Here is a 20,026-nt window from a genome sequence, read left to right as displayed (position 1 = left end):
TCGATAGAGAGACAGGCAGCCGGAACACTATCAGGAGGGAAACACATTGAAACTGGCATTAATCGGAGCGGGACAACGCGGGATGATCTATTCTTCATCCGCCTTTCCCCGGGCGGAAATCATTGCGGTCACGGACCCGGACGAGGGCAGAAGAAGGGCGGCGGCGGAGCAATTCGGCATCGCTCCGGAGAGACGGTACGCTTCGGTCGAGGAATTCTACCGGCAAGGCAAAATCTGCGATGCGGTCATTATCGCGTCCATGGATCGGGACCATTATGCGCAAACGATGCAAGCGCTGGAACTAGGATACGACATTTTGTTGGAGAAGCCGATTTCCCCCAGCCCGGAGGAATGCGTCAAAATCCAACAAAAGGCCAACGAGAAAGGACGTAAAGTCACGGTATGCCACGTGCTCCGCTATACGAATTTCTACTCGGAGATCAAGAATCTGATCGATAGGGGAGAGTTGGGCAAAGTCTTGACGATCCAGCACAACGAAAATATCGGCAATTTCCACATGGCTCATTCTTTCGTCAGAGGCAATTGGAGAAGGAGCGACCTGTCCAGTCCGTTGATCATGCAAAAGTCGTGCCACGACATGGATCTATTGGCATGGCTTGCGGACAGCGATGCCAAACGGATCTCTTCCTATGGAGATCTGGCGTTCTTCAAAGAAGAGAACGCGCCGCCCGATAGCTCGGATCGTTGCGTAACTTGCAAGGCGGCCAAAGATTGCCGATTCGACGCCAGAAAAATGTATTTGCCGATCGCGGGAGGCTGGCCCGCAACCGTTGTTGCGGAGGATCAGTCGGAGGAAGGGCTGCTGAAGGCATTGGAATCCGGTCCTTATGGACGGTGCGTCTTCCGCAACGACAACGATGTTTGCGACAACCAGGTGTCGATCATCGAGTTCAAGAACGGCGTGAAGGTCACGTTTCACCTTAGCGCGTTTACCAACAAAATGCATCGCACGATTAAGATCATGTGCGAGCACGGAGAAATTCGCGGAGACGACAGCCGGAATATTATCGAAGTGACGAAGTTCGCTTCCAATATGGCAGAAGGGCAGGAGCAGAGGATTATTCGGCCGGCCACCGTCTCCGGAGGCCATAATGGCGGAGATACGGGCTTGATGAACGATTTTCTGAACGAATTGGAACGGAGCGGCGGCGAAAGCCGATCCTCCATAGACAAATCGGTGGAGAGCCACCTCATGGCCTATGCGGCGGAGAAAGCGAGACTGACCGGAACCGTGGTAGACATGGATCGCATGAAGAGCGAGTTGCTTGAGGCGGTCTCGGTCTCGGGTTAGCGGGCGGCCTGACGGACAAGGAGAAGGAGAAGGAGTGAGTAAATGATTGCTTCAAGCGAAATGCCTGAAACGAAAAAAAGTCAGGGCTTTCTATACGAAATGAACAAACACAAAATTTTGTACCTGATGTGCGCGCCGGGCCTGATCGTTCTGATTCTGTTCTGCTACGTTCCGTTCGCGGGAGTCTGGATGGCTTTTACGGATTTTAACGTCGTGGACGGGATTTTCGGAAGCAAGTTCGTCTGGTTCGACAACTTCAAGTACTTTTTTTCCAAAAACAGCATGGGCTGGAGAGTTACCTACAATACGCTGGTCATTAACTTTTGGGGAATTATCCTCGGGATTATCGTCCCGATTACCATCGCCGTTTTGCTGAACGAGATTCGCGGCAAGGCGTTCAAGAAGCTGACGCAGAGCATGATGTTTTTCCCTTATTTTATCTCATGGGTCGTGGTGGGGGCGATCATTTACGGCATATTTTCCTCGGACGTCGGCGTCGCTAACGGCATTCTGGGTTGGTTCGGAATGGAGCCGATCCGGTGGTATTCGGAGCCGAAGTACTGGAAAGAGATCATTATTCTGGCGAACGTGTGGAAGTGGAGCGGATATAGCTCCATTATCTATCTAGCCGCGATGTCCAATTTCGACGGAAGCCTGTACGAAGCCGCGAAGGTGGATGGAGCCAACAAGTTGCAGCAAATATTCCGCTTGACGATCCCGATGCTGAAACCTACGGTCATCGTCCTTACGTTGCTGAGCGTCGGCCGCATCTTCTATGGCGATTTCGGCATGATCTACGGAATCGTCGGCAACAACCCGGTACTCGGCGATGAAGTCACCATCATCGACACGTACGTCTACCAGTCGATGAGGACGCTGGGCTTCTCTTATTCGACGGCGATCGGCTTGCTGCAATCCGTCATGGGTCTCATTCTGATTACGTTGGCGAACGGGGTCGCCAAGAAAGTCAATGACGGGGAGGGCCTATTCTGATGCATAGGAACGGATGGCTTAACGACAGATTCGTTACGGGATTCGCCTATCTGTTCATCGCGTTGTTCGCCATGATGTGCCTGTATCCGCTTCTCTTAACCGTAAGCGTCTCTTTTTCATCGGAGCAAGCCATCACCAAGAACGGATACTCGATTATCCCCCAAGAGTTCAGCCTGGACACGTATCGCTATATTTTCGCCAACAGCGGGGGAAGAATTTTGAGATCCTACGGCGTGACGATCTTCGTGACGATCGCAGGCACGTTGGGCGCGTTGCTGCTGACCAGCATGGTTGCCTATGCCCTTTCCATCAAGAAGCTGAGATATCGCAACATAATCGCGTTTATTTGCAATTTTACGATTATCTTCTCGGCGGGTTTGATCCCGTGGTACATCGTCAACGTCAACTATTACGGGTTAAAGAACAGCGTACTGGCGCTGATTGTGCCTTCGCTCTTTAACGTATGGAATATGTTTTTGCTGCGAACGTATTTCGCGCACATCTCGCCGTCTCTCTACGAAGCCGCTGAAGTCGACGGGGCGAATCATTTTACGATTTATTGGAAGGTCGCGCTGCCGTTAAGCAAGACCGCGTTGCTTACCGTCGGTTTAATGTACGCGCTGCAGTATTGGAACGACTGGTGGCATGCGTTGATCTTCATTAACGATCGGGATCTGTTTCCGTTGCAGTATTTCCTCTACAATATTTTGTCGAACGTCAACGCCATCAGTTCCGGGCGAATCCCGTCGGGAGCCTCGGGCAGCATCACCCTTCCCGCGGAAACGGTCAAGATGGCGGTCACGATCATTACGATCGGCCCCATTCTGTTTCTGTATCCGTTCGTGCAGAAGTACTTCGTTCAAGGGATCATGACCGGCGCGGTTAAGGAGTAGCTGATTAGCCGAAATGGCTTTTACATAGATGAACGACAAAGACCGAGGAGGGTTATGAAAATGAACTTGAAGAGAATGCTTGTTTTATCGATTATGCTGGCGCTAATCGTATCGATTGCGTCGGCCTGCAGCAGCGGCAACGGAGAAAAGTCGAAGGGAGGAAAGCTCGAAAAGGTCACTTTGCTCTATCCCGGCGATGAAACCGATCGGTTTAGCAGTTTTATAGATAAAGAATTGGCGGAGAAGCTCGCGAAAGACATCGGGATTAAGCTGGAGGTCGTCTTCGTCCCTTGGTCCCAGTATTGGGAGCAGAAGGACATCATGTTGGCCGCCAACGAGCCGATCGACTTGTATTGGGACGGCTTGCCGGATCTCGCCGCGATCGTCAACAAGAAGCAAGCGCAGCCTCTGGACGAGCTCGTCGAGAAATACGGCCAGGATATGGCGAAGGTTCTGCCGAAGGAGCAGCTTCAGGGAGCGGAAATCGACGGGAAACTCTACGGCATTCCGTCCGCGTACGCTCCGTCTTCCGCGATGTACCAACTCGTGGCGGTACGCCAGGATATTCTGGAAGCCGTCGGCATGGAGGAGTTGAACACGCCGGAGGATCTGAAGACCTTCGCGACCAAAGCCAAAGAAAAGTTCCCGCAAATGAAGGGTCCGGCGGATATCATCTTTAAGCCGTTGACCCGCTACTTCGCGGAGGAGCAATACAACTGGATCGCGGTAGAGGACCTGGTCGTATTCGGGGAAGATACCAAGAAAGCTTATAGCTATTATGAAACGAAGGCATTCCAGGATATGGCGAAATTCAATCGTTCAATGAATCAAGAAGGATTCTATTCCGAGGATCTGACGATCAAATACAACGAAAGAGATACGCGGATGCAAACCGGTCTCTACCTTTGGGTGGAAGGCTCCCTGGGCAAAGAGATGGAGATCGCCAACTCGGTCAAGGCGAACGCTCCCGAAGCCGAACTGAAATCGTATTTGCTGGCGGATGACAAGCCGCGCTATATTACCGCGACTGGCGGCGAAGTGCTCGGCATTCCGGTTACCGCGCCGAATCCCGAGGGAGCTATGAAGTTTATCAACTGGCTCTACTCGTCCAAGGAAAATTATTTGTTCGCCTTGTACGGCGTGGAAGGCCAAGACTATGAAATCGTGGACGGAAGAATCAAGAAGCTGACTACCGACGAGTTTTTCTACGAATGGATGTTCCGCAATCAGAATTATCAATTGTTCGCGCCCGATATTTCGCAAGAAACGATCGATCAATATAAAAGCTGGGACGATAAAGCGGTGCTCTCCGATTCGATCGGCTTCCGCTTCAACAACGAAAAGGTGAAAAATATCGAAACGGCTTTGCGTGAGGTCGCCGGTAAGCAATTCGCCGCGATTCGTTCCGGGTTCGTCGACTTCGATACGGAATATCCTAAAGCGGTTCAGAAGCTGAAGGATGCCGGTATCGAAGAGTACGTAGCCGAGATACAGCGTCAACTGGACGAGTTCTTGGCAAATAAAAGGAAATAGATACGCCGACGGTGCCGCCTGGGTAGGGTCATCTAAGGGTAAGGATTTCCAAGTGTTGTTTATCCTCATAGTTTAATGAAAATACCGTCAGAACTTATCTGACGGTATTTCTTAAGTGCGAAGAAGTCGCTACATCAGCTTCTTATACTGCGAAGGAGGGACGCCGACGTATTTTTTGAAGTGCTTGTAGAAGTGCGCGGTATCCCAATATCCGACCGACTTGGCGATGTCGTGCGTTCGCATGGATGAGGTCTTCATCAGCTTGATCGCCGTGTCGATCCTGAACCGGTTGAGGTAGTCCGAGAACGTCTGGTTCATCTCCTTGTGAAACAGTTGCCCCAAGTAAACGGGATGAACGCGATAGGTTTGGGCAAGCGTCTTGAGCGAGAAGTCTTCCATATAAGAGGTTTGCACGAACTCGACGATCTGTCTGATCACGGGGCTCTTATCCTGCCGTCCGCTTAGCGCTTGAGACACTTCCTTGGCAATGTAACGAACATGACTCTTCAATTGCTCCAAAGACGAAGATTGGAACACGCGGTTCATGATGTCGTGGTAGGCATGGGAGATTAACTTGCTCTGCCGGGCTTCGACCAGCAGCTTCTTCATATGGATGATCATCTCGACGGCCACGCTCCGCAGCTCGCTCGGCGAGACGCCTTGCATCTGCGAGAATGCCTCGAGATCCTCTTCGATTTGCTTGCATAACCCGTCTTCGTCATCGGCGAGCAGAAGGCGGGTGTAGGTATCGGAATTGGCGAGCAGCGTTCCTTGGCGCTCCGCATAAGCCGAGATATCGTCATGAGTCAGCACTAGCTCATGCGGGAAAAGCAACGCATAATCGAGCGTTAGCAGCGCATTGCGATAGCTTGCCGGCGCTTGCTCGAAGTTCGCTTCCATCGATCCCAATGCGATGAAGGGCCGAATCCCCGTATGAACGCTCAACCGTTCTCCAAGCTCGTTCACGATCTTGCTTAGTCTGGTTTGTGTTTCCTCCGAATCGTCCTCCGCCCCTAGAATCAGCAACGAATGGTCGTCGATATCCTGGAAGACGAGGCAAGGAATGCCGCTTGCTTGCATGTAGACGCATGCTTCTTGGCGAACCTCGTACGGCAACCCGGACGACGATCCCCTTTGCTCGGGATCGGGCTTGATAATGGCGACGGCGACGAAGGGCGCCTGCAATCGCAGCCGTAGAAATTCGGAGCGAAGCTTCCACTGTTCCTTGCCGATTCGTCCGGTCACCCAACGGTACAGAATATTGTCTTTGAGCAGATCGATCTGATCGGGACTGAGCGCCTCGATTCGCGACCGGTTTAGCTTCTCGACCGTAGCGGCCAGAGTCTGCGTCAGCTCCTCGAGATTAATCGGCTTTAGCAAATAATTTTCGATTCCGATCCGCATGCCGTCCCGGATATAATCGAATTCGTTATATCCGCTAAGGACGATGCTCTTTAGCTCGGGCGACTTCTCCTTCAGAACCCGGATAAGTTCCAACCCGTTCATTTCCGGCATCGCGATATCCGTGATCAGAATATCGATCTTCGCTTCGGACTCCTCGATCTGCTCCAAGGCTTCCAATCCGTTCTCCGCTTGCCCCGCGAGATTCAATTGCAGCGAGGGCCAATCCAATACCGCTACGAGACCTTCCAGAATGAAGGGCTCGTCATCGACGATCCATACGTTGTACATCTAGTGCTCCCCCTTCTCGAAAGGCAGACGAATGCGGACAACCGTCCCTTCTCCCCGTTTGCTACGTATATCTAATCCGTAATTCACCCCGTAAACTAACCGAATCCGTTCGTTCACGTTGCGGAGACCGAGCGACGATGATGAGCCGGGATTGCTCTGGCCTAAGATGGAATCCGTAACGGTTTTGTGCTTCTCGGGCTCCATGCCTTTTCCGTTATCCTCGATTTCGACGATCATGGAAGAGGCGCCTTCCGCGAAAGCCCGGATCGTGATGAGGTTGCCGTGTTTCGTTTGCCTTATGCCATGAACGATCGCGTTCTCGACGATCGGCTGCAGGAGAAGCTTGAATAAGCGGGCGGATTCGATTCGCTCTTCTATTTCGATTCGATAGTCGATCTTTTCTTTGTACCGAATTTTGTAGAGCTCGAGAAATTGCCGGCAGTTGTCGGCTTCGTCTCTCAACGAAACGACCGTGTCCGCCCTGACCGCATAGCGGAACAAAGCGCCGAGCACGTAAGCCATTTCTCCGACATCGGCGGCCCCAAGCGTCATAGCCCGCATGCGGATCGCTTCTAAGGTGTTGTATAAGAAGTGGGGATTGATCTGCGCTTGGAACGCCACGATCTCGGCGTGCTTCTGCTTGATCTCAGAGACGTAGACTTGATTGATATACGAAGACAATTCCTCGCACATTCTGTTAAAGCTGAAGGAAATCTCGTCCAGCTCGTCGGCGCGTCCGGTAGGCACGCGGACGGTTAAATTCCCTTGCTGCGCCAGCTTCATCGCCTTTACGATGGACCTCGTTCGTTTGGCGTAACGATAAACGGCGATATAAGCAAACGTGATCGTGGTCAGAATGCCGACGACCGTCACCGCGATCAACCTGCCCTTGAATCCGGCATAGCGGTTCTTCATCTCGGATAGGGGGATGATTCCGCTCACGTAAATATCCGATTTTACCGTACGCATTGTTGTCGTGAAAGACTTGACCTCCAGGGTGGCGTCCCCCGGCGACGTGCTTAATTGCCTGAAATACGGGTAGATTTGTCCGATGTATCGCCCCGAAGAATCGTGGATGACTTTTCCGTCGGATAGCAGCACCAGATGGGAACCCATCAATCGTTCCCGGCCCGACTCGAACATTTCGCGAATGGTGTCCGGTTGATAAGTGACCAGAAGCGCGCCTTCGTTCTGGAGCGTGTCCGGATCGTTCAGCTCGAAGCCGAACGTATAGGCGCCAGGGTTCTCGATGCCCAGTATGCGATCGACCGCAGACGTCCTACCGCTAGCCTTTTTCTGATATTGCATGCTGTCGACGGCACGGGCGACTATGTCCTTTTTCTCGTTCTGAAGCATAAGCAGCTTCTGAGTTTTATTTTTATTGAAGACGAACAAGAAGGATTGGTCGCGGCTGTAGATGGCAATTTGCACAATATCGCGATTGCTTTCCATATGGCTGCGGATGAACGTTTCCACGTTACGGTCTTCGGTCGTATTGCTCGTTATATATTCGTTAAATCGGTATTGAATATAGTGCGGAAGATCGTTCCGCAGGAAAAAAAGCATGTCATTCAAGAATGCTTTGTTCTGGTACAGCCGGAGGACGATCTCCTGCGATTTGTCCATCTGCTGGTCTAGAGCTTTGGCGACGCCGTCGACGGCTTCCGTCTGAGCTTCGAGTTCTTTCTGGCGCAAGGAGTCCGTCGAATACTGGTATACGACCACGGCCAACGTGCAGAAGGTGACGATCGTCAGTGCGGAGTAGATCAGAATAATCCGGTTGAACAGCTTCGCGCGGAAAAAGGTGCGATAGATTTTGTTTAACTTGACCGTAACGAATCAACTCCGTCGATTGTAACGTCGGTATAGGAAGTAGCTCTACGATACCACGGAAAATAAAGCGCTTCCACTAATCGGCGTTCGAATCTTTACTTTTTACTTCAAAGCTTAATTCCGTTCACTATCAGACGTAGTAAACGCCGTGATACCTTAAGTGTGCAGGACGAGACGAGGGCCGATCAAGGGGGTGATCCAAGCTGAGAACGCTACGGTTATTTATTCGAGACGTCGCCAAGAACAAAGCCTTCCTTCTCATGGTATTTCCCGGGGCCTTGTGGTTTTTCATTTTCGCTTATCTTCCGATGCCCGGAATTATTCTGGCTTTCAAGGAATACCGGCTCGACCTTGGGGGGTTTTTCTCCGGTATTATCAAGTCGCAATGGGTGGGTTTGAAAAACTTCGAGTTTTTGTTTCTCGCCGATGATGCGTACATCATTACGCGAAATACGGTTTTGTACAATTTGGTTTTTATCGTGCTCGGTTTGATCCTATCCGTAAGTCTGGCGATCATACTGTTCCAATTAAGCCAGAAGAAGCTGGCCAAGCTGTATCAGACGGCGATGTTCATGCCTTATTTTCTATCCTGGATTATCGTCAGCTACTTCGTGTTCAGCTTCCTCAGCGTAGATAGAGGCGTACTGAACCAGATCCTGTCCGCATTCGGCGCGGAGCCGATCATGTGGTACACGGATGCGTCGTATTGGCCGTACATTCTCGTGTTCATGAATTTATGGAAAGGCATCGGATATTCCAGCGTGATCTATTTGGCTGCAATCTCCGGCATCGACCGAACTTATTACGAGGCGGCGATGATCGACGGAGCGAATAAATGGCAGCAGACGATCAAGATTACGATCCCGCTGATCAAGCCGATGATGATCATTCTGACGATTCTCGCTATCGGAGGCATATTCCGAGCGGACTTCGGACTCTTCTATCAGGTCCCTCGCGAATCGGGACCGCTCTTTCCGGTCACGAACGTTATCGACACGTATGTGTTTCGCTCTATGAAGGTGGTCGGCGATTTCGGATTGGCCACAGCGGCCGGATTCTATCAATCCGTCGTTGGCTTGGTGCTAGTCTTGGCCGCGAATTGGTCCGTTAAGAAGATCAACGAGGATCAAGCCTTGTTCTAATAGAGGGCAACCTACAAATGGAAAGGAGGCAGCCCGACATGGATTCTCCGTCCAAAGGGAAGCTGCGCGACATTCATCGGCTTCCTGCCGCCTGGAACGGATTGCTTCACCTGATAGCCGGCGGCTTCGCGTTCGTCTGCGTATTTCCGTTCGTATTCGTGGTCATTCTCTCGTTCACCGAGGAGAATTCGCTTTTAGTGAACGGCTACCGGATTTTTCCCGAGGAATGGAGCCTATTCGCCTACTCGTATATTTTCCGCACGGGGGATCAATTGTTGAAGTCCTACGGCGTAACCGTCTTCGTCACGATCGTAGGCACGGCGCTTACCGTATTGCTAACGACGTTGTACGCGTATTCGCTCTCGCGTAAAAATTTCAAGTTTCGTGGCTTTTTCGCTTTTTTCGCCTTTTTCACGATGCTGTTCGGCGGCGGGCTCGTTCCTTCTTATATCGTCGTGGCGCAATTGCTTGAATTGAAGGATACGGTTTGGGCATTAATCTTGCCTATGACGATGAGCGCATTCAACATTTTGGTGCTGAGAACCTTTTTCCTGACGATGATCCCCGATGCTATCATCGAGTCGGGTAAGATCGACGGGGCGAGCGAGTTCAGGGCGTTGCTCAGCCTCGTCTTACCGATCTCGCTGCCGGGAATCGCCACGATCGCGCTGTTCAGCACGCTCGCTTACTGGAATGATTGGTTTAATGCGCTGCTCTATATCGATTCCAACAAGCTGGTGCCGTTGCAAGCCCTTATGATGCGACTGTATAACACCATGCAGTTCTTGATTCAGAACTCAACGCTGCTGAACAGCGGACAGAGCAGGGAGTTGATTCGTTCGCTGCCGCAGGAGACTGCCCGTATGGCGATGGTCGTGCTTGCGACCGGACCGATCGTATTCGCTTATCCGTTTTTTCAACGCTACTTCGTGCAAGGGTTGACCATAGGCTCGATCAAAGAGTGATTTTAGACGCATGGGCAAATAAGGCCGCGGCGTTTAAAATAAATACTAGAGTTGACAGGGAGGATCTGCATGTTCAATAAGAATAAAAAGTGGGTCGGCCTCATCGCTTTCGTTTTGGTAGTTAGCGTCGTGATGGCGGGATGCAGCGGCGGAAACAAGGAAAACAAGTCTTCAAACGGCGGTGCTAGCCAAACGCCGGCTGACAGCATCGAGAGTAAACAGCCGGAAAGCGAAGGCAAGAAGGAAGAACCGGTCAAGTTGATCTGGTACACGATCGGAACGCCGCCGACCGATCTGGCGAAGGTAAACGACGAGATCAACAAGCATATCCTGCCGAAAATCAACGCGACCGTCGAGATGAAACTGCTGGACTGGGGCGAGTACGATCAGAAGATGAAGATCATCATCGGTTCGGGGGAAGCGTACGATATCGCCTTTACGAGCTCGTGGGCGAACGATTATTTCGGTAATTCGAAGAAAGGCGCTTTCTATGAACTGGATTCGCTGATCGAACAATATGGCCAAGGGGTCAAGTCGGCGTTAAACCCGGCGTTCCTCGAAGGCACGAAGGTAAACGGACACAATTACGGGCTGCCGACGAACAAGGAATTGCCGCAACAACGCGTATTCCGGTTCAATATGGAAATGGTGGACAAACATGGGCTAGACATCGCGAACGTGAAGACGATCGACGATCTGGAACCGTTGCTTAAAGCATTCAAGGAGAAAGAACCGGGTATCGCGGCGATTCCGGGAACGCCCATGGAATTTCTGCCATTCGATTATCCGATAACGGACTTGCCATTCATCGGCGTTGCAATGGATACGCAGGATTATAAGCTGATCAATACGTGGGATACTCCGGAAACGATGAAGTACTTGAAGACGATGCATAAGTATTACGAAGCTGGTTACTTGCCTATGGACGTCGCCACGCTGAAGGATGCCGGAGATTATTTCAAAACGGGAAAATGGCTTACGGACACCGCGGATACTCAGCCATACGCGGATAACCTGTGGAGCGGAGACGCGGGCTACAAGGTGGTCAGCATGCCGATGCATGATCCGATCGCGTTTAACTGGTCGGTCGCTGGCGCCCTGCAGGCGATCAACGCGAAATCCAAGCATCCAGAGAAAGCGATGGAGTTTCTTAACTTGTTGTATACGGACGCAGAGTTGATCAACTTAGTAGATTTCGGTATTGAGAACGTGCACTACAAGAAGACGGGCGACAACACGAAGGACGCGATTCCCGACAGCGGCTATGGCTTCCCCGCCTTCTCAGTTGGAAACTTGATGCTGACCTATCTGAACACGGCCGATCCCGCCGACAAATGGGACCAGTTCAAGAAGTTCAACGATTCCTCCAAGAATTCGCCGTTGCTCGGATTCCAGGTCGATACGACGAACATTACGACGGAGCTGGCGAACCTGAAGAACACGAAGGAAGCGACATACAAATCCTTGTTCTCGGGCACGTTAGATCCGGAGACGAACATTCCTAAGATTACCCAGAAGTTGAAGGACAATGGGCTTGACAAAGTAATGGCCGAACTCCAAAAGCAAATCGACGAGTGGAGAGCTAAACAATAAAACAGTAATAGGAAGCGAAAGGGATCGTACCGATCAGGAGGAAAACCTCGTCGGTACGATCTTTTTCTAATCACGCAGTTCTGGCATCTCCTTCCGTTCCCTGCTAATATCAGTAGAAGACTGGCGCAGGCCGGGATGAGTACCGGGAGGTTTACCGCATGAACATGGTTTCTCTTTTATTGAGTTTGATTCTTCTCTTGAATATGATCCTTGCTACCGTAGTTATCTTTAGGGAAAGAAGGGATATAGGCTCCACGTGGGCGTGGTTGCTCGTCCTATACTTCATTCCTTTGCTCGGTTTTGTTTTGTATTTATTTTTCGCGCAGAACTACAGGCGCATTCGCCTCTTCGAATGGAAGGATATCGATCGGCTCGGAACGGCGGAGGCGGCACGGGAGCAATTAGCCCTGGTCGGATCGGACGAGAATGGGATTCGGAATCCGGCGGCAATCCGAAATTTGGATCTGGTCGTCATGCATCTAAACTGTAACCAAGCGCTCTTCTCCGAGAATAACGAGGTTGATCTGCTGATGGACGGCGAGCGGAAGTTCGCCCGGTTGTTCCGGGATATCGAAGAGGCGAAGGATCATATTCATATCCAGTACTACATTATCCGTAGAGACGAATTGGGAACGAAGCTGATCCAAGCGTTGGCGAAGAAAGCGCGCAGCGGGGTAAGCGTGCGGTTGTTATATGACGAATTAGGTTCAAGGTTATTAAACGAAAGGTTTTTGCGGGAGTTAAGGGAAGCGGGCGGCGTGGCCGAGGCTTTCTTTCCGTCGAAATTCCGTTTGATCAACTTTCGGTTGAATTATCGGAACCATCGCAAGCTGGTGATCATCGACGGGGAAATCGGATACATAGGCGGATTTAACGTGGGAGACGAGTATCTGGGGAAGGATCCGAAATTCGGGTATTGGCGGGATACGCATTTGAGAGTGCGGGGCGGCGCCGTTCAAGGGATGCAGACGCGGTTTATTTTGGACTGGAATCAAGCTTCCCGTAAGGACATTCACTATAGCCCGAACCTATTCCCGGTAACGGAGTCCGCGGGAGCGGCAGGCATGCAGATCGTGGATAGCGGTCCCGAGTCGCAACTAGAGCATATTAAGAACGGGTACGTAAAAATGATCTCTTCCGCCAAGAAGTCCATTTACATCCAGACGCCTTATTTCGTGCCGGATGCCGGATTTATCGACGTCCTTCGCATTGCGTCCTTGTCGGGAGTACAGGTGAGCATCATGATTCCGGATAAGCCCGACCATCCTTTTATTTACTGGGCTACGTTATCCTACATCGGGGAAATGCTCAAGTCGGGCGTGTCCGTCTACCTGTATCGGAACGGGTTTATTCATGCCAAAACGATTGTCGTAGACGAAGAAATCGCTACCGTGGGTACGGCGAATATGGACATGCGAAGCTTTAAACTGAATTTCGAAGCGAACGCCTTCCTGTACGACTCGGAAATCTCCGAAAAATTGGCGGACGCGTTTAGGGAAGATATTACGGTGTCCGAGCTGCTTACGGTCGAGAAGTACGGCCGGCGTTCCAGATGGATTCGCGTCAAGGAATCCGTGTCCAGATTGGTTTCTCCGATTTTATAATGGCGATCGATACGAAAGCGCGGCATATTCATGTATATTTCACCGTAGATAAGGGGAATTTGAACGAAAGCAATGCAGATTTTCCCGGAAGGATAAATTCGTAAATGGTTTCTCTCTTGGTTACGCTCTCGCGGCTTTTGAAAGGGATAAGCAAATCGGTCAAAGACAAAAACTTTCAAGCTTTGTTTATCCTTATTCTCCTGATGCTGGTGTCGGGCACGTTATTCTATACGGAGGAAGAAGGAATGTCCTTTGTCGATGCGTTATACTTCTGTATCTCGACGCTAAGCACGGTGGGACATCCGAATTTCGAACCGCAAACGACGCTAGGCAAAATCTTTACGATGATTTACATCGTCGTAGGTACCGGATTGTTCTTGGGCTTAATGTTTTACGTCGCCCGAGGCGTCTTCGTCCGCAAGGACGATGGGGATAAGAAGGAAAATAGATGAGACCGAGATGAGACCGTCAATGCCCGAAGCGAATGGGTGTTGGCGGTTTTTTCGCCATCCCTAAGGACGGCGGCAACCGTTTATGCTTGGATTTGAACGATCTAATCATTTGACAAAATCACTAAAACAATTTAATATTTAAACAGTTGAAATATATGTGTATGAAATAAAGTGGATGGAGAGGAGGTTAGACAATGGATACGATAACTCAGCGGTTCCATCAAGCGCTCCAAGCGTTCAAACGCAGCTCGGAATCCGATATTTTGAACAAGATGCAAGCGCAAATTACGCCTCCCCAGATTTTCATGCTCTATTACATCAATAAATTAGGGGGATGCAAGCTAACGCAGCTAGCCGAGAAGATGGAAGTTAAGCCGAGCGCCGTTACGGTCATGATCGACCGGTTGGAGAAGTCGGGCTACGTCACTCGCTCTCACGACACCGTCGATCGCAGGGCGATTCTCGTGGAAGCAACACCCGCCGGTAAGGAAGTTCTGGAGAAGGCGATACAGGAAAGAAACGAGATTATCGGCCATTATTTGTCCAGGCTCGAACAGGAAGAGGCCCGCATACTCACCGAGTTATTGGAGAAAATGATGGGGATCGAGCCGCAGAAATGACCATAGAAGCAAATACGAGGTAAGTATGGAAAAGAACGATTTATGGATAGAGCTGATTCCTCTCTTCAAGAGCGCGATCAGAGGAATACGAAGCGAATGGCATAAACAAGTCGGAGACCATCTAACCCATACGCAGCTTTATTTGCTGAGCAAATTATATAAACACGGTCCGTTGAAGTCGGCCGATCTGGCGGAGAAGCTAAATGTCACGAACAGTACGTTAACCGCGATCGTCGATAAGTTGTGCGATAAAGGGTTAGTGGAGCGAGAACGAAGCGAGCTCGACCGACGGGCGGTAATCATCAACATTACCGAAGAAGGACAATCGCTGGCGATCTCGTTCAAGGAGTACGAGATTCGCGCTTTTCGGAAATTCATCGATCGGCTATCGTCCGAAGATCTGATCCATTTCAAAGAAATATTAATCAAGCTTAATCTGCCGGACAGGGATGAGCTTCAATAGGGGAGATGTCATTTGGAAGAATTATCGCACAAACGTAAAGTCACCATTATGATGGCCATTATCGCGGCCATGTTCTTCTCGGCGATCAACCAAACGATCGTAAGTACGGCCATGCCAAGAATTATCGCGATTCTCGGGGGCATGGAATATTACACTTGGGTTATCACCATCTACATGCTAACTTCGACGATCGCGACCGTTCTCGTTGGTAAGTTATCCGATATTTACGGACGGAAGCCGTTTATCCTTGCCGGTATTATCTTTTTCATTATCGGAGCTTTCTTAAGCGGGTTTTCGACGGATATTTATCAGCTCATCATTTATCGCGGTATTCAGGGAATCGGCGCCGGGATCATTATGGCTTCCGCGTTTACGGCCGTGGGGGATTTGTTCTCGCCTCGCGAACGCGGAAAATGGACCGGAATCATGATGGCCGTATTCGGGTTCTCCAGCGTGCTCGGACCGACGCTCGGAGGATGGCTCGTCGACAACATGGATTGGAAATGGCTGTTTTGGATTTTCCTCCCGCTTGGCGTCGTCGCCTTCGTTATGATCTTAATGTTATTCCCGAAAGCGGAACGTAAAGCTTCGGAGAAGATCGATTACCTCGGATCCTTGTTTCTCAGCTTGACGATTACCGCCTTGCTGCTCGGATTTTCCTGGGCAGGCACGAAATACGAGTGGGCTTCAAGCCAAATCTTAGGCCTGTTCGGAGCCGCTCTCGTCTGTCTCGTCATCTTTATTTTCGTTCAGACGAAAGCGAAGAGTCCCGTGCTTCCGCTATCTCTATTCCGCAACGATATCGTTACGCTTTCGAACATTATCGGATTCATTATGAACGCGGGAATGATGGGGGCGCTTATCTATTTGCCTTTCTTCGTTCAAGGGGTCGAAGGCATCTCGCCGACTTACTCCGGTTACGTGACGATGCCGATGTCGATCGCTATGGTTATATTAAGTACGGTTATCGGAAGATTAATTAGCAAAACGGGGAAATATAAGCGATATGCGGTGATGGGGTTACCGATCATGGTGGCCGGCATGCTGATCATGGCGTTCATGAACAGCGTATGGATGGCCGTCGTGGCAATGATCGTATTCGGTATCGGACTAGGCGTCGGGATGCCCGTGTTCTCGCTTACGGTGCAGAACGCGGTTAAACCGTCGGAGCTTGGCGTTGCAACGGCGTCTTCGCAATTGTTCCGGAATCTCGGGGGTACGATCGGGATCGCCGTTATGGGAACGATTATGCAATCAGCCTTGAAGAGAAATATGGAAGATGCGGCTGCCTCGGGTAAAGGGGTCGATTTCTCCAAGCTGGATCCGGAAACGGCCAAGGAACTGGCCGCGTTCCAGAATCCGGAGATGTTATTGGATCAGCCTAAACTCGAACAATTGCATCAGACGCTTCCTGCGGACGTTCAACCGGTGTTCACCCAGATGATCGATATGCTTCGCGACGCTCTGAGCAGTTCATTAACTACCGTGTTCCTCGCCGGTGCGGCGCTAGTCGTCGTTGCGACGATTCTAGTGTTCTTCCTAAGGGAAATTCCGCTAAGGACATCGAACAAGATGCCTGGAGAAGAGGCCCCGGAAGGCGGGAACAAGCAAGATGGCAAGGTGAAGTTGGTCAAAGCTGAGCCCGTGAAATGATTGTTGTTTGAATAGATAAGGAACGGCGGCGGTGCGGGATGAATATTCCCGTACCGCCGTTTTGCTTTAACGGTTATGGCGACTTTAAGGCATCGCGTACCCTGGGCGTGCCGTCGTCGAAATCATATGTCCTGATAGGAATCGATATGCTACAATATTATGGAAACATCGACTGGATTCGACGAAATATTCAGGAGGAACACTAACGTGCAACAGAAAGCTAGACGACGTTCCTTAACCTCCGAGATGATGCTATGGATTTTGTTGTTGGTCGTATTGCCGGTCATTGCTTTGACCGTATACTTTTACATAACGATAACCTCCGCGTTAACGGAAGCCGGATACGAGAAAGAGCTGCAGACTAACCATACGGCGCAGAGATCGATAGATGCCCTTGGAGAGACGATACTCGGGGTTACGATCACGAACGGTTACTGGGAAGTTAATCGGCAAGCCTTGTTGGCGCGCGATATGGAGTGGCTGGAACAAAATATCGGAGATATGCCTAGAGTCGTGCCGAATATCGATTTCGTGGCGGAAGCGGACTTAAAGGGCCGTATCTTGGTGCAATCCGGCGACGTAGAATTGTTCACCGACACGGTGAAGGTTCCTTACCTATTGGATCGGTTCGAGAAGGAGAAGGAATTCTCGGGCATCTTGGACACGTCCAAAGGGTTGGCTATCATCGCGGTATCGCAAGTAACGGGAGACCAAGGGGAGAACGGAACGGCCGGTATGCTCATCACGGGCCACTATTTGAATGAACGCAATCTATTGCGTCTAAGCGACACGTTGCAGACCGATATCGCGTTGCTGTTGAATTCCGGTCAGTTCCTGTCTTCGACGGAAAGTCTCGATGCCGATGATCTCTTATCTTTAACGGATGGCCATCGCGCGGGAGAATCTCTGAGCGTCGTCGGGCAAGACGACTTCAGCCGGATGAAGTCCGCCGTTTCTTTCAAAGAAATGACCGGCCGCGTCGTAGGCATACTCTATACCCAGAGCGAGTCGGTTACGTCGATGCAAACGGTCAATGCTTTGAACAAACAGGGCATCTACTCTTTGGTCGCGATGATTTTCCTGCTTGTTCTCGTGGCCTATCTGCTACGGCACCGAATTATGCTGCCTCTTCGCCATCTCACCATCATGCTTGAACAAGTGGCGGCCGGCCGTCAAGTGGACGATATCCCGAAACAAGTCGAGCAAGCGGACAAGGAGCTCCTTCAGGCTTTCGCGCGGATCGGAAGCTTGAATCAGCATCTAGAGCAAACGGTTCGGAAGAGAACCGAAGCGATCCAGAATCTGTTGAACTATTCGCAGCAGGGCTTCTTCACGGTTCACTCCGATCTCACTATCGGAGAGGAATACAGCTTGCCTTGCGTTCGGATATTCGGCAGAGAGATTTCGGGAGCCGATCTTCCCGGGTTGTTCTATTCGGATAACGAACGGGAGAGACGGCTGTTGAAGGAAATCGTCGAGGAAATTTTCTTGCAAAAGGACGAGTTGAAACGCGAGATGGTCGTAACGTTGCTTCCCGAAGAGCTCGCGTTAGGAGAACTGACGGTTAGCGCGGAGTACAAGCTAATCGACGATGCTTCCGGTACCGCGACGGAAATCATGGTCATTCTTACCGACATTACCGAGAAACGAAAGATAGAGCTTCAGATCGCGCGGGAACGGCTCGTTCAGCAGATGGTCGTCCAGGTTGTTACTCATCTGGATGAAACGAATCAAATTTTGGGAGAGTTCAAGCGGTTTTGCGAAATGGGAATCGTAGACAACATGAATAGCCGGCTCCCGATCGAACATCGCCTGCTCTCCGTGTATAAACGAATACATACGTTCAAGGGCAGTTTCTCGCTTCTGCAGTTCCCGCATATCGTACCCCGACTGCATGAACTGGAGACGCAGATTCAACTGAGAATAGAGGCCGGGGAATCCCAGACCGAAGATCAGAACATGCAGTTCCTCCGATCTCTCCGCTTGCACACTTGGGTAGACGAGGATGTCGAAGCGTTGAAAGAGATTCTTGGAGAAGAGATGCTATTCCAGCATAATCGTGCCCAGACGGTAACGATCCGGCGCTCGGAATGGCTCTCTCTCGAGAGCAAGCTTACGAAGGCTCTGACGGAGTCGCGGCGTCTAGACTTGCTGGCGGAACTTAGGGAAGTCCGCAACAAACCTCTGCGGAAGCTTGTCGATCATTATGCCGAGTACCTCGTTATTTCATCGGAGCGTCTAGGCATCCAATTGCATCCGATGCGAATAGAGGGAGAAGAGATCTCCGTGGATGCCCAGCGCTTCTTGCCCTTCTCGCAATCGTTGATCCATGTCTTTCGCAATATCGCCGTTCACGGCATCGAACCTCGAGAGGAACGGCTGAGTCGGGGGAAAGACGTGCGCGGGACCGTAATCGTACGGTTTAGCAAAGCAGGAAGTCAGCTTGAGCTCTCGATTAGCGACGACGGAAGAGGAATCGATTGCGCGAAGTTGCGTCAGCGCTTAGCGGCCAAGGGGTTTGGCGACGAACGGACGCTGCGCGGGCTCACGGACGAAGAAGTCATTCTATATATTTTCAAAGAGGAGCTGACGACCGCGGAATCCGTATCCGAACTGTCGGGACGAGGCGTCGGGTTATCGGCGGTTAAGGACGAAGTGGATAAGCTGGGCGGACAAATCTCCGTGACTAGCGTATTCGGTCAGGGAACTACGTTTACTTTTACGATACCGCACGAAGACGAACATAGAAAACTCGAGGAGGGATTATCGGATGAGACAAAGCGAAGCTGAATTTTTCTCGGAATTGAAGCTATCGGCTGAGAACAATGTCACGAAGCTAGGCATTCCGGTACGACGATCGTCGCGATCCGAGGCGGAAGAAGGGAATTTGGACGATTATACCTCCTTCGTTCAGGTGAGCGGGGCGATTCAGGGCGGCGTTATTTTCACGGTTGACGTACAATTGGCAATTGCAATGGCCCAAAGCTATTTGATCGATCCTGTTACGCCCGAAGAAGCCAAATCGTATGCGGTGGAAGTCGTTGCCGAGCTGACCAACGTCATTTGCGGGAATGCGCTGACGGACCGCGTGCCGCACCCGATCTATCTAGGCAATCCGCTTCTCTTCGTTGCGAAGCAAGCGGAGATTAGAACGCGGTCGGCGAAACCGTTCCTCCAGCTCTTCGGCACGGACAAAGGGTCTTTCCGTATCATGTACATTCCAATGGATCAGGAATCCGAGCTAGCTACGATAATGAACGCACAATAACGGACTTTAG

The 20,026-nt window shown here is 51.0% G+C and carries 16 protein-coding genes; 14 read left to right on the top strand and 2 right to left on the bottom strand.

Translation table 11 applies throughout. The features are described 5' to 3' along the window. Positions 1-46: 46 nt before the first annotated feature. Genes HH215_RS18160 through HH215_RS18145 form a run of 4 tightly spaced genes read left to right on the top strand, consistent with a single transcriptional unit; the run spans position 47 to position 4,731 of the window. Positions 47-1,312, top strand: coding sequence for a Gfo/Idh/MocA family protein (locus tag HH215_RS18160; protein ID WP_169281189.1), 1,266 nt, complete (start codon positions 47-49; stop codon positions 1,310-1,312). 42 nt (positions 1,313-1,354) lie between these two features. Next, positions 1,355-2,305: an ABC transporter permease gene (locus HH215_RS18155; protein WP_254450141.1), complete on the top strand. Its 951-nt coding sequence runs from the start codon at positions 1,355-1,357 to the stop codon at positions 2,303-2,305. Further along, positions 2,305-3,198: a carbohydrate ABC transporter permease gene (locus HH215_RS18150; RefSeq protein ID WP_254450140.1), complete on the top strand. Its 894-nt coding sequence runs from the start codon at positions 2,305-2,307 to the stop codon at positions 3,196-3,198. The genes HH215_RS18155 and HH215_RS18150 overlap by 1 nt, the downstream gene beginning before the upstream one ends. Positions 3,199-3,258: 60 nt before the next feature. After that, positions 3,259-4,731 carry an ABC transporter substrate-binding protein gene (locus HH215_RS18145; protein WP_169281188.1) on the top strand — a complete coding sequence of 491 codons (1,473 nt, stop codon included), beginning with the start codon at positions 3,259-3,261 and terminating at the stop codon, positions 4,729-4,731. 129 nt (positions 4,732-4,860) lie between these two features. Here HH215_RS18145 and HH215_RS18140 read toward each other — a convergent pair whose 3' ends face one another. Beyond that, positions 4,861-6,423, bottom strand: a complete 1,563-nt coding sequence (locus tag HH215_RS18140; protein WP_169281187.1) for a response regulator transcription factor — start codon at positions 6,421-6,423, stop codon at positions 4,861-4,863. After that, on the bottom strand, positions 6,424-8,118 hold the full coding sequence (locus HH215_RS18135; protein WP_169281186.1) for a sensor histidine kinase: 1,695 nt from the start codon (positions 8,116-8,118) through the stop codon (positions 6,424-6,426). It lies immediately after the preceding gene. A 398-nt stretch (positions 8,119-8,516) separates the two neighbouring features. Between HH215_RS18135 and HH215_RS18130 the strand changes: the two genes are divergently transcribed. The 10 genes from HH215_RS18130 to HH215_RS18085 all read left to right on the top strand — a co-directional run bounded on the left by HH215_RS18130 (position 8,517) and on the right by HH215_RS18085 (position 20,016). Further along, positions 8,517-9,398 (top strand): ABC transporter permease, encoded by an 882-nt coding sequence (locus HH215_RS18130; protein WP_169281185.1) that lies wholly within the window; start codon positions 8,517-8,519, stop codon positions 9,396-9,398. Between the two features lie 38 nt (positions 9,399-9,436). Then, positions 9,437-10,363 (top strand): carbohydrate ABC transporter permease, encoded by a 927-nt coding sequence (locus HH215_RS18125; RefSeq protein WP_169281184.1) that lies wholly within the window; start codon positions 9,437-9,439, stop codon positions 10,361-10,363. Positions 10,364-10,432: 69 nt separating this feature from the next. Continuing rightward, the gene (locus HH215_RS18120) at positions 10,433-11,956 is read left to right on the top strand and encodes an ABC transporter substrate-binding protein (protein ID WP_169281183.1); all 1,524 of its coding nucleotides are present in this window, start codon (positions 10,433-10,435) and stop codon (positions 11,954-11,956) included. A gap of 158 nt (positions 11,957-12,114) precedes the next feature. Further along, positions 12,115-13,560, top strand: a complete 1,446-nt coding sequence (gene cls, locus HH215_RS18115; RefSeq protein WP_169281182.1) for a cardiolipin synthase — start codon at positions 12,115-12,117, stop codon at positions 13,558-13,560. 104 nt (positions 13,561-13,664) lie between these two features. Then, complete coding sequence (locus HH215_RS18110; RefSeq protein WP_169281181.1) at positions 13,665-14,012, top strand: potassium channel family protein; 348 nt, start codon at positions 13,665-13,667, stop codon at positions 14,010-14,012. A 194-nt stretch (positions 14,013-14,206) separates the two neighbouring features. Continuing rightward, positions 14,207-14,632 carry a MarR family winged helix-turn-helix transcriptional regulator gene (locus HH215_RS18105; protein ID WP_169281180.1) on the top strand — a complete coding sequence of 142 codons (426 nt, stop codon included), beginning with the start codon at positions 14,207-14,209 and terminating at the stop codon, positions 14,630-14,632. A 25-nt stretch (positions 14,633-14,657) separates the two neighbouring features. Beyond that, complete coding sequence (locus tag HH215_RS18100; RefSeq protein WP_169281179.1) at positions 14,658-15,095, top strand: MarR family winged helix-turn-helix transcriptional regulator; 438 nt, start codon at positions 14,658-14,660, stop codon at positions 15,093-15,095. A gap of 12 nt (positions 15,096-15,107) precedes the next feature. Continuing rightward, entirely contained in the window at positions 15,108-16,748 is a 1,641-nt protein-coding gene (locus tag HH215_RS18095) for an MDR family MFS transporter (RefSeq protein WP_169281178.1), read from the top strand. Positions 16,749-16,955: 207 nt separating this feature from the next. After that, complete coding sequence (locus HH215_RS18090) at positions 16,956-19,538, top strand: ATP-binding protein (protein WP_169281177.1); 2,583 nt, start codon at positions 16,956-16,958, stop codon at positions 19,536-19,538. Further along, on the top strand, positions 19,519-20,016 hold the full coding sequence (locus tag HH215_RS18085) for a chemotaxis protein CheX (protein ID WP_169281176.1): 498 nt from the start codon (positions 19,519-19,521) through the stop codon (positions 20,014-20,016). Before HH215_RS18090 ends, HH215_RS18085 begins: the two co-directional genes overlap by 20 nt. Positions 20,017-20,026 lie beyond the last annotated feature (10 nt).

This window comes from Cohnella herbarum, assembly GCF_012849095.1.
Taxonomy (GTDB): Bacteria; Bacillota; Bacilli; order Paenibacillales; family Paenibacillaceae; genus Cohnella; species Cohnella herbarum.
Note: the sequence above shows the minus strand (reverse complement) of the source record. Positions and strands in the feature narration are given on the sequence as shown.

What these genes read in the sequence shown, in the direction of transcription:
- HH215_RS18140 (WP_169281187.1), bottom strand. Translation starts at nt 6,423, where the DNA reads ATGTACAACGTATGGATCGTCGATGACGAGCCCTTCATTCTGGAAGGT.
- HH215_RS18100 (WP_169281179.1), top strand. Translation starts at nt 14,658, where the DNA reads ATGGAAAAGAACGATTTATGGATAGAGCTGATTCCTCTCTTCAAGAGC.
- HH215_RS18110 (WP_169281181.1), top strand. Translation starts at nt 13,665, where the DNA reads ATGGTTTCTCTCTTGGTTACGCTCTCGCGGCTTTTGAAAGGGATAAGC.
- HH215_RS18155 (WP_254450141.1), top strand. Translation starts at nt 1,355, where the DNA reads ATGATTGCTTCAAGCGAAATGCCTGAAACGAAAAAAAGTCAGGGCTTT.
- HH215_RS18085 (WP_169281176.1), top strand. Translation starts at nt 19,519, where the DNA reads ATGAGACAAAGCGAAGCTGAATTTTTCTCGGAATTGAAGCTATCGGCT.
- HH215_RS18105 (WP_169281180.1), top strand. Translation starts at nt 14,207, where the DNA reads ATGGATACGATAACTCAGCGGTTCCATCAAGCGCTCCAAGCGTTCAAA.
- HH215_RS18120 (WP_169281183.1), top strand. Translation starts at nt 10,433, where the DNA reads ATGTTCAATAAGAATAAAAAGTGGGTCGGCCTCATCGCTTTCGTTTTG.
- HH215_RS18130 (WP_169281185.1), top strand. Translation starts at nt 8,517, where the DNA reads ATGGTATTTCCCGGGGCCTTGTGGTTTTTCATTTTCGCTTATCTTCCG.
- HH215_RS18125 (WP_169281184.1), top strand. Translation starts at nt 9,437, where the DNA reads ATGGATTCTCCGTCCAAAGGGAAGCTGCGCGACATTCATCGGCTTCCT.
- HH215_RS18145 (WP_169281188.1), top strand. Translation starts at nt 3,259, where the DNA reads ATGAACTTGAAGAGAATGCTTGTTTTATCGATTATGCTGGCGCTAATC.
- cls (WP_169281182.1), top strand. Translation starts at nt 12,115, where the DNA reads ATGAACATGGTTTCTCTTTTATTGAGTTTGATTCTTCTCTTGAATATG.
- HH215_RS18150 (WP_254450140.1), top strand. Translation starts at nt 2,305, where the DNA reads ATGCATAGGAACGGATGGCTTAACGACAGATTCGTTACGGGATTCGCC.